14 protein-coding genes are annotated in these 15870 nt (G+C 74.0%); 10 read left to right on the top strand and 4 right to left on the bottom strand.

From position 1 onward, the window contains the following. Positions 1 to 130 precede the first annotated feature (130 nt). Positions 131 to 1045: a hypothetical protein gene (locus AB0B97_RS24995; protein WP_357496878.1), complete on the bottom strand. Its 915-nt coding sequence runs from the start codon at positions 1043 to 1045 to the stop codon at positions 131 to 133. Between the two features lie 132 nt (positions 1046 to 1177). Here AB0B97_RS24995 and AB0B97_RS24990 point away from each other — a divergent pair, with 132 nt between their 5' ends. From AB0B97_RS24990 to AB0B97_RS24980, 3 genes are all read left to right on the top strand, one after another. Beyond that, the gene (locus AB0B97_RS24990) at positions 1178 to 2332 is read left to right on the top strand and encodes a histidine kinase (protein WP_357496876.1); all 1155 of its coding nucleotides are present in this window, start codon (positions 1178 to 1180) and stop codon (positions 2330 to 2332) included. Beyond that, complete coding sequence (locus tag AB0B97_RS24985; protein ID WP_234588753.1) at positions 2329 to 2934, top strand: response regulator transcription factor; 606 nt, start codon at positions 2329 to 2331, stop codon at positions 2932 to 2934. Before AB0B97_RS24990 ends, AB0B97_RS24985 begins: the two co-directional genes overlap by 4 nt. A gap of 90 nt (positions 2935 to 3024) precedes the next feature. Further along, positions 3025 to 3534, top strand: coding sequence for a 2'-5' RNA ligase family protein (locus AB0B97_RS24980; protein ID WP_357496873.1), 510 nt, complete (start codon positions 3025 to 3027; stop codon positions 3532 to 3534). A 94-nt stretch (positions 3535 to 3628) separates the two neighbouring features. On the opposite strand, the gene AB0B97_RS24975 is transcribed toward AB0B97_RS24980, so the two are convergent. After that, positions 3629 to 5857 carry a family 43 glycosylhydrolase gene (locus AB0B97_RS24975; RefSeq protein WP_357496871.1) on the bottom strand — a complete coding sequence of 743 codons (2229 nt, stop codon included), beginning with the start codon at positions 5855 to 5857 and terminating at the stop codon, positions 3629 to 3631. A 173-nt stretch (positions 5858 to 6030) separates the two neighbouring features. Between AB0B97_RS24975 and AB0B97_RS24970 the strand changes: the two genes are divergently transcribed. From AB0B97_RS24970 to AB0B97_RS24940, 7 genes are all read left to right on the top strand, one after another. Further along, positions 6031 to 6774, top strand: a complete 744-nt coding sequence (locus AB0B97_RS24970) for a winged helix-turn-helix domain-containing protein (protein WP_357496869.1) — start codon at positions 6031 to 6033, stop codon at positions 6772 to 6774. A 125-nt stretch (positions 6775 to 6899) separates the two neighbouring features. Then, positions 6900 to 7925 (top strand): cytochrome P450, encoded by a 1026-nt coding sequence (locus tag AB0B97_RS24965; protein ID WP_357496867.1) that lies wholly within the window; start codon positions 6900 to 6902, stop codon positions 7923 to 7925. After that, positions 7922 to 8716, top strand: a complete 795-nt coding sequence (locus tag AB0B97_RS24960) for an isocitrate lyase/phosphoenolpyruvate mutase family protein (RefSeq protein WP_357496865.1) — start codon at positions 7922 to 7924, stop codon at positions 8714 to 8716. Before AB0B97_RS24965 ends, AB0B97_RS24960 begins: the two co-directional genes overlap by 4 nt. 141 nt (positions 8717 to 8857) lie before the next feature. Further along, a complete protein-coding gene (locus AB0B97_RS24955; protein ID WP_357496863.1) occupies positions 8858 to 9826 on the top strand; it encodes a hypothetical protein in 969 nt (322 codons plus the stop codon). 4 nt (positions 9827 to 9830) lie between these two features. Further along, positions 9831 to 11432, top strand: coding sequence for an asparagine synthase-related protein (locus AB0B97_RS24950; protein WP_357496861.1), 1602 nt, complete (start codon positions 9831 to 9833; stop codon positions 11430 to 11432). A gap of 55 nt (positions 11433 to 11487) precedes the next feature. Continuing rightward, the gene (locus tag AB0B97_RS24945) at positions 11488 to 12318 is read left to right on the top strand and encodes a MerR family transcriptional regulator (protein ID WP_357496859.1); all 831 of its coding nucleotides are present in this window, start codon (positions 11488 to 11490) and stop codon (positions 12316 to 12318) included. 100 nt (positions 12319 to 12418) lie between these two features. After that, positions 12419 to 12895 (top strand): DUF1203 domain-containing protein, encoded by a 477-nt coding sequence (locus tag AB0B97_RS24940; RefSeq protein ID WP_357496857.1) that lies wholly within the window; start codon positions 12419 to 12421, stop codon positions 12893 to 12895. 6 nt (positions 12896 to 12901) lie between these two features. On the opposite strand, the gene AB0B97_RS24935 is transcribed toward AB0B97_RS24940, so the two are convergent. Both AB0B97_RS24935 and AB0B97_RS24930 read right to left on the bottom strand, forming a co-directional pair. Continuing rightward, positions 12902 to 14128: an SLC13 family permease gene (locus AB0B97_RS24935; RefSeq protein ID WP_357496855.1), complete on the bottom strand. Its 1227-nt coding sequence runs from the start codon at positions 14126 to 14128 to the stop codon at positions 12902 to 12904. Between the two features lie 182 nt (positions 14129 to 14310). Further along, entirely contained in the window at positions 14311 to 15768 is a 1458-nt protein-coding gene (locus AB0B97_RS24930) for a hypothetical protein (RefSeq protein ID WP_234582829.1), read from the bottom strand. Positions 15769 to 15870 lie beyond the last annotated feature (102 nt).

Raw genomic sequence — 15870 nt, 5'->3', positions numbered from 1 at the left:
GCTGAGCCGACCGGCACAAGAGCGCGTGCGCCCCTCAAGATCCGCGCAACTTCGGGGAAAGTGCTGCCTCCGCGACGCCCGAAGCAGCACTTTCACCGAACTTGTGTGGATCACGAGCGACGTGGGCGTGTCAGACATCGGTGGTGAGGATCGCGAGGATCATGATGCCGGCCAGTGCCGTGTCCAGGACCCCGCAGAACTCCGCGTAGCCGTGGGGCACCACCCGGCCGCTGCGGTGGTGCACCACGTCCCAGCCGGCGTGCGCCAGCCAACCGAACGCCACCAGCCACGCGGCCGTCCGCCCACCGGCCAGGATCGTGATCACCATCAGGGCGACCCAGACGGCCAGACCGGCCAGCTGGCTGGCGAGCACGCCCGGCCCGCGCAGCGTGCGCCGCACCACACCGATCAGCAGGTACCCGCCGGGCAGCACCAGCAACGTCCACGGGCTGAGCACCGTCGGGTCGACCCACATGTCCACGGTCACCAGCAGCGCCAGCCCGGTCGGCCAGCGGCGGGCCAGCGCCAGCGCCGCCGGGTGCCGGCGTACCGCCGCCGGTGTCTCGTGCCGGTGTCGCACCGCCACCAGCACCATGGCCGGCACCATCAGCAGGTGCCCGCCGACCATCAGCGCGTCGCCGTCCAGCAGGCCGGCCCAGAACGGCAGGAGCAGCAGCAGGAACGGGACGTACATCGCGGCGACCATCTCGCCGATCCCACGCCAGTGGTGCGCCCGGTAGCGCATCCACACCGTCATCCCGACGCTCATGTTGGTGGCCATCACCAGGGCGGCCACCTCGGGGCGGTCGAGCGTCCCGGCGACCCCCGACGCGCCCCCGGCCGCGTCCCACAGCGGGCCGAGCAACACCATCCCGGCGATCATCGCCAGTGCCATCTCGCCGAGATGCCACAGCAGCCGTCGTGTGCCGCCGACCGACGCCGCGTCCGAGGGCGTCGCGTCGGCGGGTGCCGGGCAGTCGCCCGGCAGCGATCCGGGCTGCGGTACGGAGGGAGCGTGGTCCGCGTACATCCGTGTCTTCTCCATGGCGTTGACCCTGCCGGCGGTCCGGGGCGGTGGGCAGGTTCGTCCATCACGGGAAATCCGTGCGAAGCGCGCGGTCCGACCGTGACAACTCGCACGGGTGGACCGGGCGCGGGGCGGTCCTACGATCGACGCGTGACGAGCGAGGTGTCGACGCCCCGGGCGGACCGCCGGCTGCGCCGGGCCCGGCTGGTCACGTTGCTGTCGCTGGCCGGCGGTGTGTGGGCGACCGTGCTGCTGCCCGCGGTCGGCCTGACCCGGGAGCCGCACGCCGGCCGCGTCGCACTCGGCGCGGTCGGGATCCTCGCCTTCGCGGCCACCCAGACCGCTGTGCTGTACGCGGCGGTCACCCCCTGGCTCGCCCAGCGGTGGCGACGCCGCGCCCAGCTCGCGCTGGCCGTCGTGGCGGCGCTGACCGTGCCGCTGGTGGCCCCGGTCGCGGCCGGGGTCTGGCCCACCTGGGCCTGGATCGGCGCTGCCCTGGTCGGGATGGCCCCGCTGGTGGTCCGTCTCCCCGGCGCGCTGGCGGTCACCGCCGGCACCCTCGGGGTGTCGGCGGCGGTGGCCTGGTGGACCGGCGGCCCGGTCGGGCGGTCCCTGGCCGTGACGGGCGGGATCGGCGTGGCCGTGGCCGCGGTGAACTGGTTCCAGGTCTGGTTCTGGGACCTGCTGGTGGAGGCCCGCCAGGGTCAGGCCGCCCAGGCCCGGCTGGTCGCCGCCGAGGAGCGGTTGCGCTTCGCCCGCGACGTGCACGACCTGCTGGGGCACAGCCTCACCGTGATCGCGTTGAAGGCCGAACTGGCCGCGCGGCTCGCCCCGGTCGACCCGGCGCGGGCCGGCCGGGAGGCCGCCGAGGTGCAGCGGCTCGCCGCGTCCGCGCTCACCGAGGTCCGCGAGAGCGTGCACGGCTACCGCGCGGTCGATCTCGGTGAGCAGTTGCAGGCCGTGGCGGAGGTGCTCCGGTCCTGCGGGGTGCGCTGCACGGTGCCGTCGCCCCCCGTCGACCTGCCGCAGCCGGCCGCGACCGAGCTGGCGGCGGTGTTGCGCGAGGCGGGCACCAACGTGCTGCGGCACAGCCGCGCCGACTGGTGCCGGATCCGCATCGACCGAAAGGAGAACGTGGCCAGGATGACCGTCACCAACGACGGGGCCGACGACAGCGGCCCGGACGCGCACAGCCACGGCCTGCGGGGTCTGGCCGACCGGCTCGCCGCGGCCGGGGGAGAGCTGCGGGTACGTCGGCAGGACGCGGTGTTCACCATCGAGGCCACCGTGCCGGTGCCGTCGTGATCCGCGTCCTGCTGGCCGACGACGAGGACCTCATCCGGGTCGCGGTCGCCGCGCTGCTCGGCCTCGAACCGGACATCGAGGTGGTGGCCCAGGCCGCCGACGGGCCGACGGCGGTCACCGCGACGCTCGCGCACCGCCCGGACGTGGCAGTCGTGGACCTGGAGATGCCCGGCCTGGACGGCATCGCCGTCGCCGCGGAGCTGGCCCGGGCGCGTCCCGAGTGCGCGGTGGTCGTGTTGACCGGGCACGGCCGGCCGGGGCACCTGCGCCAGGCGCTGACCGCCGGGGCGCGGGGTTTCGTGCCCAAGGGCTCGCCCGGCGGCGCGTTGGCCGACGTGATCCGCCGGGTGCACGCCGGCGGCCGGTACGTCGACCCGTCCCTCGCCGCCGACGCGCTGACCCTGCCGGCGTGCCCGCTGACGCCACGGGAGTTGGAGACGCTGCGGCTGGCCGAGTTCGGCGCACCGGTCGCGGTGATCGCCCGCCGGGTGCACCTGTCCACCGGCACCGTGCGCAACCACCTCTCCGCGGCCGTGCAGAAGCTCGGCGCGACCGACCGGGCCGAGGCGGTGCGGGCCGCCAGGGACAACGGCTGGCTCTGACCCGCGCCCATCCCGGGGGAGGGCGTTGATCAACGGGCCCGTCCCGCAGGGCCGGCACTCGGGTCACCGCGTTCGGGCTAGCGTGTCTGCGTGCGTACGGTGGAACTGGTCTGCTCGCCCGGGTTGGACGTCGCGATCCGGACGGCCTGGGGTCGGTTGGCGGCCGCCGGGTTGCCGAGTCTGGCCCGCAACATCCATCCGACGAACCGGCCGCATCTGACCATGGCGGCCGTGGACGGGTTCCCGTCCGGTGTCGAGCACCGCCTGGCCGAGTTGTTCGACGCCGCGCTGCCGGTGCCGGTGACGCTCGACCGGGTCGTCGTCCTCGACGGCAGCGCCCCGCTGGTCTGGCTCGTGCGGCCCACGACGGCGTTGACCGCGCTGCACGCCGCCGTCTGGGACGTCCTCGACCGGGCCGACGGGCACCGCCCCTGGCACGCCCCGGGGGCGTGGGTGCCGCACCTGAGTCTGGCGCTGCGGTTCCGCGACGCGGACCTGCGGATGGCCCGCGCCGTGACCGGTGGGCAACGGCCGGCGGGAACGTTCGTGGCCGCCCGCAGCTACGACGGTACGGACCGGACGGTGACATCGCTCGGATGAGCGCGGTCGGTGGCAGCTCAGCAGTGCGATACGCCGAGTGTCGTCCTGCTGAACTGCCACCGATCGCCGCGTAGTGCCGACCAGGGGCGACGCGTCAGCGGTAGAAGCGCAGGTAGTCGAACCGCGCGGTGACGGCCGGCTCGGCGCCGCCGTGCGCGACCAGCCCGATCCGGGGGGTCGTGTCGGCGGGGAACGTCCACACCGCACCCCACGTCCAGGTACGCCCGTCCCGGCTGGACCCGGCCCGGAACTCGTGCTCCCCGGTGGCCCGGTCGACGTGGTGTGCGAGGCGTAGCCAGGTGGTGCTGGCCGGCGTGCCGACGATGCTGCCGCCGTACACCGGCTGGCCGGCGAAGGGCAGCTCGTAGCCGTACTCGACCTGGCGGGTGTTCCAGATCGCCACCTGGGTCAGCCGGGCGAACCGGTCGTCGTCCACGTAGGCGACCAGGCCGGCCTGCTGGTAGTTGCGGGCCGTCTCCTCGCCCAGGTCCAGCGTCACAGTCGTCTCGACGACGTAGTCGCCCCTCGGGGCGTCGCGTAGCAGCACGCCTGCCGTGTTGCCGGTGCCGGTCAGGTCGGCGGCCTGCACGGGCCAGCGCAGCGCCCCGTCGGCGACGGTGGCCGCCGGGTCCGCGCGTACCCACCGCCAGTCGCCGTCGAGCCCGCCGTCGAACTCGTCGGAGTACGCCGGCAGCGGCGCACCGACCCGGGGCTCGGGCACGGCCCGCCTGGCCGGCTGGTACAGCCGCGCCACGCTGACGTTGTCGAACTGGGCGGTGCCGCCGGTGGCCGTCAGCCCGGGTCGGCCGGCGACCGGGCGGTCCAGCCGCAGGGACACCACGGCGAGCTGGTCACCGAGACGGGCGGGGCTCAACTCGGCGACGAGCTGCTGTCCGCGTACCTCGATGGCCAGGTTGTGCCGATCGCCCACGTCGAGCCCGGCGGGCAGCGGCGTGCTGGCCTGGCGGAGGCCGTCGCGGGCGACCAGGCGGCCGGCGGCGGCGTCCACCCGGACCTCGACCCGGTCGCCGAGGGTGACCCCGGCGCTGCTCGCGCCGGTGACTCGCAGGTCGGCCTCTGCGCGCACGTCCCCGCCCACTGTGGTACGGCTGGTGAGCGCGCCGCTGCCGCTGAGCCGGCCGTCGGTGACCCGCCACTGGCCGGCGCGCTGCCAACCGGCGAGGCTCGCGGTGTCGAAGCGTTCGTCGACGCGGCCGGTGGTGACCGGCGCGGGTCGGGTGCCCTCGGACGGGCCCGCGCCGGCGTTGACCGTCGGCCAGCCGTCGATCCAGTCCAGCCGGTCGAGGAGCATGGGGCGCTCGTTGATGCCGAACGGCTCGTCGAGGTACGGGTCGGCCCGGTCGATGGCGTGGTAGACGATCCAGTCCTGACCGGACAGGTCGGTGAGGAACCCGTTGTGCCCGGTGCCGATCCAGCGGTTGCCGTTCTGGGTGAGCACCGGTGTACCACCGGCCCGGGACGCGGTCAGCGCGACGCCGTCGCGGTCGGTGAACGGGCCGCGTGGGCTGCGGGCGCGTCCGACCTGGACGGAGTAGCCGGTGGCCGGGCCGGCGCAGCAGTTCGCGGTGGACGCGAACAGGTAGTACCAGTCGTCGTGGCGCAGCACGTAGCTGCCCTCGAACTTGTTCTCGATGGCCACCGGCGTCGGGGCGCCGATCGCGCGCAGGCCGTCCGGGCTGAGTTCGGTGACCGAGATGCCGCCGTAGTAGCTGCCGTAGTAGAGGTAACTGCGACCGTCGACGTCGGTGAACTGGCTCGGGTCGATGGTCCACAGCCAGCCGCCACCGCCGCCGGGGCGCGGGGCGACGACCGGCTGGTCGGCGAACGTCCACGGCCCGGCGGGGCTGGGGGCGGTGGCCGCCCCGATCGCGTAGTCACTGCCCTCGGCGGAGACTGTGGTGTCGGTGACCGTCACGTACATCACCCACCGGTCGCCGAGCCGGCGGACGTCCGGGGCCCAGTACGCCGCGCCGGGCGCCGCGTAGGGCGGGCGCTGGTCGGGGCCGAACGCGTCACCGACGGACGTCCAGTCGACCAGGTCGGCCGAGCGGGCGGTGGGCACCCGGTGGAACGCGCCCTCGCCCTCGCGCAGCGGGTCGGTGGTGCCGTAGGCGTACCAGAAACCGTCGTCGCCGCGCACGACGACCGGGTCGGCGAAGGTGTCGCCGATGTCGGCGGAGACCGGGTTGCGATAGCCCGACGGGCGGTCGGGGGCGGTCGCCGCAGCGGAAGCGGAAGCGGTGGCGGCCAGGATCAGACCGAACGCGGCGGCGAGCGCGCCGCCCCGGCGGAGGTGTCGCATGGGGCCTGCCTCTGGTGTGGGGGAGTGTCGACAAAGGTCGCTGTGTGCCTCGTTTCTACAACGATGGATACAACGTTGTAAAGGGTCGGCCCGCTGCTGACGCGGGCGGCGACCGGCACTTCTCGACCAGGCCTGTCCGATCGGTACACCCGGTGATCGGCGATGATGGGGCCATGAGTGGTGGCGTCGGCGGCGGGGGGATGGCCGAGTTGGCCGCCCTGCTGGCCGACGGCACCCGGGCCGGCATCTGCCTGGCGCTGCTCGACGGGCGGGCCTGGACCGCCGGCGAGTTGGCCCGACGTGCCGGGGTCGCCCCGTCCACGGCCAGTGAGCACCTCAATCGGCTGGTCCGGGGTGGGCTGCTGGTCGAGGAGCGGCAGGGCCGGCACCGTTACCTGCGCCTGGCCGGACCGTCGGTGGCCCAGCTGATCGAGGACCTCGCCGGGCACGCGCCAGCCCCTCCCGCGCCGACCACGTCACTGCGCGCGGCGGGTGCCAGCGCCGCCCTGGCGTACGCCCGGACCTGCTACGACCACCTCGCCGGGCGGCTGGGCGTCCTGCTGTACGACGCGCTGCTTGCCGACGGCCGGCTGGACCGATCCAGTGGGTTGGCGCTGACGCCCGACGGGTGGGCCTGGGCGGCCGGGCTGGGCGTACCCGTGGACGTGCTGCGCGCCGCCCGCCGACCGGTGGTCCGCGACTGCCTGGACTGGACCGAACGCCGGCCGCACCTCGCCGGAGCGCTCGGCGCGGCACTGCGCCGCCGCTTCGCCGAGCTGGGCTGGATCACCCAGGGCACCGGGCGGGCGGTACGCCTCACCCCGATCGGCCGCGCCGCCCTGGCCGGGAGCCTGGGCGTGCCCGAGCACATCCTCATCCGCGACACGCCCGCGGCACCGTCCAGCGGCCGAGCCTGACCCGCCGCCCGCCGCCCGCCGCCCGCCGCCCGCCGCCCGCCGCCCGCCGATCGAGCACGATCTTGTGGTGTGCGGCGCGGAACTGTTCGGTGAGGAGCGAACGGTTCGGGTCCTACGGTCGAGCGGTGATCGACATCTGGCCGGACATCGCGCCCGCCGCGGGAACGCCGGCGTGCGGCCCGCCCACCTTCGAGCCGGGCGGCGGGTGGTGTGTGACCCGGCACGCCGACGTCCGGGCGGCGCTGACCGACCCGGCGTTGCGGGTGCCCGCCGTCGACAGCGGTCCGCCCGGCACGCTCGCCTGGCTGCGTGCCTCGGTGAGCAGGTTCAGCCCGCCCCGGCGGCACGCCGAGCGCCGCGCGATCGGGGTGACCGCGCTGGCCGGGCTGGACCCGGACGAGTTGCAAAACGAGGCGGCCCGGCTGACCGTCGCAGTGCTCGACCGGGCCGACGGCCACCTGGACGTGATGCGTGACCTGGCCCGGCCGGTGCCACTGCGGGTCCTGGCCGGTCAACTCGGTCTCGTCAATCCGGCAGCCGCCGGGACGGCGGTCGCGGTCGTCGCCGCGGCGTACCACCCGGGGGTCGACCCGGCGCTGGCCGCGCGGGCCGACCGGGCGGTGGCGGCGCTGCTGGCGCTCTGCCCGCCGGCCCCGCCGGAGGTGCGGGCCAACCTGATCGGTCTGCTGGTCCAGGCGTGCGACGCGACCGCCGGCCTGATCGGCGCCGCCGCCCACCACCTGCTGAACCCGGCCGTCGCGACCACGGCGGCGACCGCCGACCTGCTGGCCGAGGTGCTGCGCCTGGACCCGCCGGTCCGGGCCACCCGACGGGTCACCGTCGACGCGGTACGACTGGGCGGACGGGACCTGCCCGCCGGCAGCGCGGTGCTGCTGCGCTTCGACGCGGCCAACCGTGACCCGCGGGCGTTCGGCGAGCCGGAGGCGTTCCGCCCCGGCCGACCGGGCGCTGGTCTGCTCACCTTCGGCGCGGGGGAGCGCGGCTGCCCCGGTGACCGGCATGCCTTCGCGCTGGCCGGCGGGGTGCTCGACGTGCTGCGTAAACGCTGCCGGTGCACCGCGACTCCGCTGCGCCACGAGCCGCACCCGACCCTGCGCGTCCCGACCACAGTCGAGGTGAGCGTCCGATGATCGAGCGCCGTGCCGCGTTCCATGCCCTGCACCACACCGGTCGTCCCCTGTTGTTGCCCAACGCCTGGGACCACGCCTCGGCGGCGGCGCTCGCCGCGCGTGGCCATCGGGCGGTCGGCACCACGAGCCTCGGGGTCGCCGCGACCGCGGGCCTTCCCGACGGCGCGGCGGCCACCGCCTCCGAGACCCTGGCCCTGGCCCGCCGGCTGGCCCGGTTGCCGGTGCTGCTCACCGTCGACGTGGAGGCCGGGTTCAGCGACGACCCGGCCCAGGTCGCCGGGTACGTGGCGGAGTTGGCCGGCCTCGGTGTGGTCGGGATCAACCTGGAGGACGGGCGCTGTGACGGCACCCTCGCCGACCCCGAGTGCGTCGCGGAGAAGATCGCGGCGGTCAAGGCGGCGGTGCCGGACCTGTTCGTGAACGCGCGCACCGACACGTGGTGGCTGAACGTGCCCGACCCGCTGCCGCAGGCCCTGCGCCGCGCCCACGCCTACCGGGCGGCCGGCGCGGACGGCATCTTCGTGCCCGGCGCCGTCGACGTGGCGACGCTGCGCCTGCTCACCGAGCGGCTCGACGCGCCGGTGAACGCGCTGTACCAGCCGGGCGGCCCTGGGCTGACCGAGCTTGGTCGGGCCGGGGTGGCCCGGGTCAGCACCGGCTCCCTGCTGTTCCGGGCCGCGCTGGGGGCTGCGGTCGCCGCTGCCGACGCCATCCGCGCTGAAGGGGGCAGCGCGGCGGGACTGCCGTCGTACGCCGAGGTGCAGGACCTGGTTCCGGCGGACGGCGACTGAGGGTCCCCGCCCGACTGCCGGTGGTGGTCGCGTCCGTTCGGGGGTAGATCGGAGGATTGTTCGGTAGCTGCCTGGTCCGGACGATTACGGTGTGTTTCAGGGCGATTCATCCCGCGCCGTGACCGGAGAAGGGACCCCGTCATGCGAGTGCCCAGCCGTAGTCCGGGGCAGCAGCCCGGACCGCCCGCGTCGCCCACCGCCCCCGCCCGCCGCCGCCCACCCGGCGCCGCCGCCCACCGGCTGCCCACCGCCGCGCCCGACCTCGCCGCCTACCGTGCTGCCGTGGCCGACCTGCTGGTCGAGGTGGGCGCCCTGGCCGACGCCACCAGCACCCGCGCCCGTCAGGTGCTCATCGACGAGCGACTGCGCGAGCCGGCCCTGGCGGCCGTGCTCGACGCCACCCCGCAGGGTCTGCTCGGCGCGCGCGAGACGTTGCTGCTGGAGATGGCCCGCTACCAGCCGAACGAACGCACCTCGGCGCGGGACCTCACCGCGCTGGTGCGGATCTACCTGCTCTCGCGCATCGACGTGCTGTGGTGGCAGGACGCCCCGATCTTCGTCACCGACGACCAGGTCAACGGCAGCGCCGACCTCGTCGACCTGGAATGGCTGCGCCGCCGGGACCTGCTGCGCTTCCGGTACCAGGAGCAACCCGCCACCGTCCTGGGCCGCGCCGCGCGCGGACTGCGCCGGCGACTGCGGCCCCACGCGAGCCCGCACACCGCCGGACTGCTGTTCCGGCGTGCCCGCCGGGAGGTGGTGGCCCTGCTCAACGAACTCGGCCGGGAGTTCGCCGCCGCCGCGCCACCGGCCACCCCGCCGCTGTGGGTGACCAGCCTCGTGCGCAGCACCGAGCACCAGTACCGGCTGCGCCGCCTGGGCTACGCCGCCATGCTGCCCAGCGGGCACTGCCTCGGCTACTCGGCCGACGTCGAGCTGGCCTGGTTCGAGCGGTTCGGCGCCCGCGACACCCTCGCGGAGCTGCTGTTGGCCCGCCAGGACGCCGGCGAGCTGAACGTCATCGACGAGGGGCAGGCCTGGCACCTGTGCCTCGCGCCCTCCGCCCGGCGTCGTCTGCGCCGGGCGTACGAGGCCGAGATGGGGGTCTGAGCCCATGTGCGGCATCGCGTTGAGCCTCGGCCCCGAGGCCGACCCCGCGACCTTCCGGCGGATGCTCGCCGTCCTCGCCCCACGCGGCGAGGTCACCGAGACCCGCTCGGAGCGCGGACTGCTCGCCGGCACCCGCCGGCTGCGCGTCGTCGACCGCGACCGGGCCGTACAGCCCTGGACGTCGACCGACGAACGTTGGCTGCTCTGCTTCAACGGCGAGATCTTCAACCACCGGGAGCTGCGCGCGCAGCTCACCCGGCTCGGGCAGGTGTTCCGCACCGACAGCGACACCGAGGTGCTGCTGGCCGCGTTCCAGCAGTGGGGCGAGGCGGCGGTGACCCGGCTGCGCGGCGAGTACGCCTTCGCGGTCGTCGAACGCGCCAGCGGCCGGGCGTACCTGGCCCGCGACCCGCTCGGGGTGAAACCGCTGTACTGGTCCCGGCGCCCCGGCTGCCTGCACCTCGCCTCCGAGGTGAAGGCGCTCGTCGGGCACCACGCCCCGGTCGCCGAGGTGCCGCCCGGACACCACGGCTGGGCGGCGCCGGACGGGCCCGTGCGGCTGCGCCCGTACGTCGACCTGCTCACCATCGGCGAGGGTCTGCCGGTCATCGACGACCCGGACGAGGCCACCCTGCTCGTCCGGGCCGCCCTGACCGACGCCATCCGGATGCGGGTGGAGACCGACCTGACCGTCGGGGTGGTGCTCTCCGGCGGGCTGGACAGCTCGTTGACGCTGCGGCAGGTACGCGACATCCACCCGGACTGCGTGGCGGTGACTGTCGGCGTGCCGGACAGCCCCGACGTGGCGTACGCCCGGCGGCTCGCCGCCGACCTCGACGTGCCGCACGTGGTCGTCGAGCTGCGCCCGCGCGACATCCGGCTGGCCGACGTCCGCGAGGCCATCCGGATCTCCGAGCTGACCGAGTACGGCGACATCATCAACGCCGTCGTCTCGGTGCCGATCTTCCGGCGGCTGCGGGACCTCGGCGTGAAGGTGGTACTCACCGGCGACGGCTCCGACGAGCTGTTCGGCGGGTACCCCATGTACCGCCAGGTCGACCCGATCGCGTCGCGTCGGCTGTTCCTGCACCGCATCCGCAACCTGTGCCGTACCGAGTTGCAGCGGGTCGACCGGACCGCCATGGGACACGGGGTGGAGGCGCGGGTGCCGTTCCTCGACCTCAGCGTGGTGGAGTTGGCGATGCGTCTGCCGATGGATCTGAAGGTGCGCGACGGCCAGGAGAAGTGGATCGTGCGTCGGGCGTTCGCCGACGTGCTGCCCGAGTACGTCCTGCGGCGGCCGAAGAACCCCATGTCGTACTCCTCGGGGCTGCACGAGCGGGTCCGGCTCTACAAGCCGCTGTTCGCCCGGATGCACCGGACGTTCGGCTACGACCTGCTGGAACCGGTCCGCCGTGACTTCGACACGGTGCTCAGCCGCTGTGGCAACGACCTGGACCGGGCCATCGCCGACGGGATGAACCGGCCCGACTACACAGTCCTGGAACACGCCCGCGACCTGGTCGGGGCGGCGAGGTGGAACGCCGCGCCGATGGTCCGTCGGCTGGTCGGGCCCCGCCCGCCCCGCCGCTCACCCGTCGGCTGAGCACCCACCCGACGCTTGACTCTGACACCGTGTCAGGGACGAGCGTGAGGGGACCATGTTCAGCATCGGAGACTTCGCCCGCCTCGGCCGCGTGTCGGTGCGGATGCTGCGCCACTACGACAGCATCGGCCTGCTCCGCCCGGCCAGCGTCGACGCGCACACCGGCTACCGCTCCTACCGGGCGGACCAGCTGCGCCGGCTCAACCGGGTGCTCGCCCTCAAGGACCTGGGTCTCACCCTGGAACAGGTGCGGGCGATCCTGGACGACGCCGTCGACACCGCCGAGCTGCGCGGCATGCTGCGGTTGCGCCGCAGCCAGCTGACGGCGCAACTGGCCGCCGACACCGCGCGGCTCACGGCCGTCGAGGCGAGGCTCCGCATGATCGAATCGGAGGGTCGGATGACCGCCCAGGACGTCGTACTCACGCAGATCCCGCCGGTGCGCGTCGCGGAGCTGACCGCTGTCGCGCCCAGCTACGAGACCCAGGACATCGGTCCGGTGATCCAACCGCTGTACCCGGAGCTGTTCCGCCGGCTGGCCGAGGCCGGGATCACGCCGACTGGCCCGGCCATCGCCTGGTACGAACCCGCCGGCGATGACGACGGCGACGCTGTCGTCGTGCACGCCGGGGTGACCGTCGGCGCCGGCGTGATGGCACGGTCCGACCTGGCGGTACGGGATCTGCCCGCGGTGGGCACGGCCGCGACGATCGTCCACCACGGCGCCATGGACGACGTCGAGCAGAGCATCCAGGTGCTCGCCCGGTGGATCGAGGAGAACGGCTACCGCACCGTCGGATTCGCCCGTGAGGTGTACCTGGAATATTGTCAGGACTCCCCGGAGCAGGGCGTCACCGAGCTTCAGCTCGCCGTCGACCGCGCCTGACTGTCGCTTTCGCCGTCGCGCCGAGCGCGTCGGCGGCTGGTCCCAGCGCCAGGTCCGATCACCGCCAGCACCCGCACCCTGGCCGGCGCAGGCTGGACGCATGACGATCACCGCCACCTTCCGCGTCCACGCCGTGCCGGCCGCGGCGCTGGACCTCGTCCGTCGGACCGGCCGCGACGCCGCGGGCCATCGCGTCGAAGGGCGCCCGGCCGACGGCGGGGAGCCGCTGCGCTGTTGCCTGCGCGACGCCGAGGCCGGGGAGGCGCTGCTGCTCTTCGGCTACGCCCCGCCGATCGCCGCCGTCGCGTACCGGGAGATCGGGCCGGTCTTCGCGCACGCCTCCGCCTGCCCCGGCCCGGACCACCGCGGCGGCCACCCGCCGGCCTGGCGGGGACGTCCCCAGGTCCTGCGGGCGTACGACCGGCAGGGACGGATCTGCGGCGGCAGGCTGCACGACGGCACGGACCCGGAGGCGGTGATCGCGGAGCTGTTCGCCGACCCGCAGGTGCACCAGCTGCACAGCCGCAACGTGGTCTACGGCTGCTTCATGTTCGTGGTGGAGCGGGCCGCCGGGTGACGGCCCTCAGCTGACCAGCAGCAGCGCGCCGACCGCCGCGAGCGTGCCGACGACGGCGAGCAGGGTGCTGGTCAGCACGAACCGCTTCACCGGCACCGTCACACCGGCAGCCCGGCACCGTTCGAACCACAGCAGGGTGGCCAGCGACGCCCACGGCGCGGCCAGCGGGCCGACGTTCGTGCCGATCAGCAGGGCCAGCAGGCGGGTGTGGTCGGCCGTCGGCAGCACCGACTCGCCGGCCAGGTAGGCCGGCAGGTTGTTCACCGCGTTGGCCAGGAGCGCCCCGGTGCCGCCGGCACGCAGCGCGCCGGCCGCCTCGCCGTCGGCCCCGACCAGGCCGGCCACCAGGTCGTCCAGCCCGTGCCGGCCGAGGGTCTGCACCACCAGGAACAGGCCGACGACGAAGAGCAGCAGGCGTACGGGCACCAACGCGGGGCGCAGTGTCGCCGGGGAGCGGATCACGAAGCCCACCAGCACCAGCGCGAGCGCGACGCTGGAGGCGAGCCCGATCTCCACCCCGGCGAGGATGCCGGCGACGAAGAGCAGGCAACCGGCGAGCGCGGTGCGGTGCAGCACCGCATCGGGCGGCACGTGCCGAGCCGGCGGTACGAAACGGCCGCCGGCCGGCCGTTCACGCCGCCACCAGCCGTACCAGAGCAGCACCATCGTGACCGCCACGGCGGCGAGCTGCGGCAGCGCCATCCGCTCGGCGTACGCCAGTGGCGTGAGGCCGACCCGGTCGGCGGCCAGCAGGTTCGTCAGGTTGGACACCGGCAGCAGCAGGCTCGCGGTGTTCGCCAGCCAGACCGTGGTGACCGCGAGCGGCCCGGCCGGAACGCGCAGGCCGCGGGCCAGCGCGAGCAGCACCGGCGTGAGCAGCACGGCTGTGGTGTCGAGGTTGAGCACGAGCGTGGTCACCGTGGCGAGGCCGCCGCAGAGCAGGAACAGCGCCGCCCAGCGGCCCCGCGAGGCGATGGCCAGCCGGCTGGCCAGCACGTCGAAGACCCCCGCCACGGCGGTCAGCTCGGCCAGCACGATCACGGTGCCGAGGAAGAGCAGCAGCGGCAGGATGCGGTGCAGGGTCGCCGTCGTCTCGGCGCGGGGCAGCAGCCCGCTCAGCGCGCAGGCCGCACCGGCCACCGCGAGGACGACCGCCACCACGTCGAGCGGGTGGGGACGCCAGCGCACGGTCGGCTCGGGCGGGGCCGGCGGCGTGCCGGCGGCAGACTTCACAGCTGAGCACGTTGGCACATCACCCGCCGGAGCGGCCCGGCCACCCCCGCCCAGGTGACGGGCCCCACCGGGCTGCCCTCGACCGAGGCGCCGGCCCGCCGGACCGGGCCTGATCCACGTCGTGACATGGCCGGGCCCGGCCCCTTCGAGAAGGAGGCCGGGCCCGGGTCACGCGGTGCGTGCTACCAGCTCAGGTAACCGGGCTGGGTCTGCACGTTCAGCTCCGGGAACCGGGTCAGGTTGGCCGTCCAGGTCCGCCAGTCGTTCAGCTCCAGGACGTCCAGGCCCTTCTGGATGTCGTTGGAGTAGATGTTGCCGTTGTAGTAGTACGTCGACCAGGCGCCGCCCGTGATGGCCTGGGTGTCGGACAGCGGGCCCCGCTCCCAGTACGCGATCTCCTTGGGGTGGCGCGAGTCGGTGAAGTCCCAGACGGAGATGCCGCCCTGGTACCACGCCTGCACCATGATGTCCCGCCCGAGCACCGGGATCAGCGAGCCGTTGTGCGCCACGCAGTTCTCGGTCTCGGCGTTCGTCCGGGGGATCTTGTAGTAGCTGCGGAACTCCAGCTTCCGGGCGTCACCGCGGCCGGTGATGTCGTAGACGGCGTCCGCACCGCGGTTGGGGCCGACGGTCTCGTTGCAGGTGGCCGCCCCGCCGCCGCCCAGCTCGTCGGTGAAGACGACCTTGGTGCCGGCGTTGTTGAAGGTGGCCGAGTGCCAGAAGGCGAAGTTGACCGTGTCGCGGACCTGGGTGATCACCCGGGGCGCTTCGCGGTTCTTGATGTCGAGCAGGACGCCGTCACCCATGCAGGCGCCGGCGGCGATGTCCTTCGACGGGTACGCGGTGATGTCGTGGCAGCCGGTGGTCGCCGAGCCGGTCTCGCTGCCCGGGAAACCGCCGTCCGGGAAGAGGTTCGGCGTCGAGATGACTGCCGCCTGGGTCGGCTTCTTCACCGGCACCTTGATGATGGAGATGGAGTCGTGCGGCGGCTGGCAGTCGGGGAACTCGGCCCGCGGGCTGTACGACGAGACGTACAGGTAGACGTTCTTGCGGTCCTTGCCCGGCACCAGCGTGTGGGTGTGCGAGCCGCAGGCGGTCTCGACGGACTTGATGTAGCGCGGGTTGGCCTTGTCGCTGATGTCGAAGACCTTGATGCCCTCCCACGACTCCTTCACCGACGCCGGCTGCGCCACGCTCGCGCACGAGTCGTCGCTGCGTGACGAGTCGGTGGAGACGAAGAGCAGGTTGCCGTAGACGGAGATGTCGTTCTGCGAGCCCGGGCAGTTGACCTGCGCGGTGATCTTGGGCGCGCTGGGCCGGGAGATGTCGTAGACGACGAACCCGTTGTAGTTGCCGGCGAAGGCGTACTTGCCCTGGAACGCCATGTCGCTGTTGAGCGCGGCCGTCGTGTCGAACGGCGCCTGCTTCGGCAGGTTGGCGATCTGCCGCAGGTTGGGGCTGCTGCGGATCTCGTCGACACCCGGGATGTCGCTGGCGGCGGCGGCCGGTGGTGCCGCGGCCGGCGCTGCCTCCTGCGCGCTGCTCGGCGTCGCCACGGCGACGCTGGTCAGCAGCAGGCCTGTTGCGGCCAGGCTGACGATGCGGAGTTGTCGGAGCCGTGCGGTGGCCAACTTGATCATCGGCGGCGCCCTTCGAAAGGGGGGATGACGTTGTCGGTACCTTACCGAGCCACGGAGATCATCGATGTGAGCTGGGTCACATCTACGCCGACTCGTCAATGG

It is taken from the genome of Micromonospora sp. NPDC049004 (genome assembly GCF_040649315.1).
GTDB lineage: Bacteria > Actinomycetota > Actinomycetes > Mycobacteriales > Micromonosporaceae > Micromonospora.
The sequence above is the reverse complement of the archived record's forward strand: the minus strand, read 5'-3'. Positions and strand labels throughout refer to the sequence as shown.

Excerpts from the sequence above, each read along its gene's own strand:
- AB0B97_RS24995 (WP_357496878.1), bottom strand. The coding sequence starts at position 1,045 with ATGGAGAAGACACGGATGTACGCGGACCACGCTCCCTCCGTACCGCAG.
- AB0B97_RS24975 (WP_357496871.1), bottom strand. The coding sequence starts at position 5,857 with ATGCGACACCTCCGCCGGGGCGGCGCGCTCGCCGCCGCGTTCGGTCTG.
- AB0B97_RS24970 (WP_357496869.1), top strand. The coding sequence starts at position 6,031 with ATGAGTGGTGGCGTCGGCGGCGGGGGGATGGCCGAGTTGGCCGCCCTG.
- AB0B97_RS24960 (WP_357496865.1), top strand. The coding sequence starts at position 7,922 with ATGATCGAGCGCCGTGCCGCGTTCCATGCCCTGCACCACACCGGTCGT.
- AB0B97_RS24955 (WP_357496863.1), top strand. The coding sequence starts at position 8,858 with ATGCGAGTGCCCAGCCGTAGTCCGGGGCAGCAGCCCGGACCGCCCGCG.
- AB0B97_RS24950 (WP_357496861.1), top strand. The coding sequence starts at position 9,831 with ATGTGCGGCATCGCGTTGAGCCTCGGCCCCGAGGCCGACCCCGCGACC.
- AB0B97_RS24945 (WP_357496859.1), top strand. The coding sequence starts at position 11,488 with ATGTTCAGCATCGGAGACTTCGCCCGCCTCGGCCGCGTGTCGGTGCGG.
- AB0B97_RS24940 (WP_357496857.1), top strand. The coding sequence starts at position 12,419 with ATGACGATCACCGCCACCTTCCGCGTCCACGCCGTGCCGGCCGCGGCG.
- AB0B97_RS24930 (WP_234582829.1), bottom strand. The coding sequence starts at position 15,768 with ATGATCAAGTTGGCCACCGCACGGCTCCGACAACTCCGCATCGTCAGC.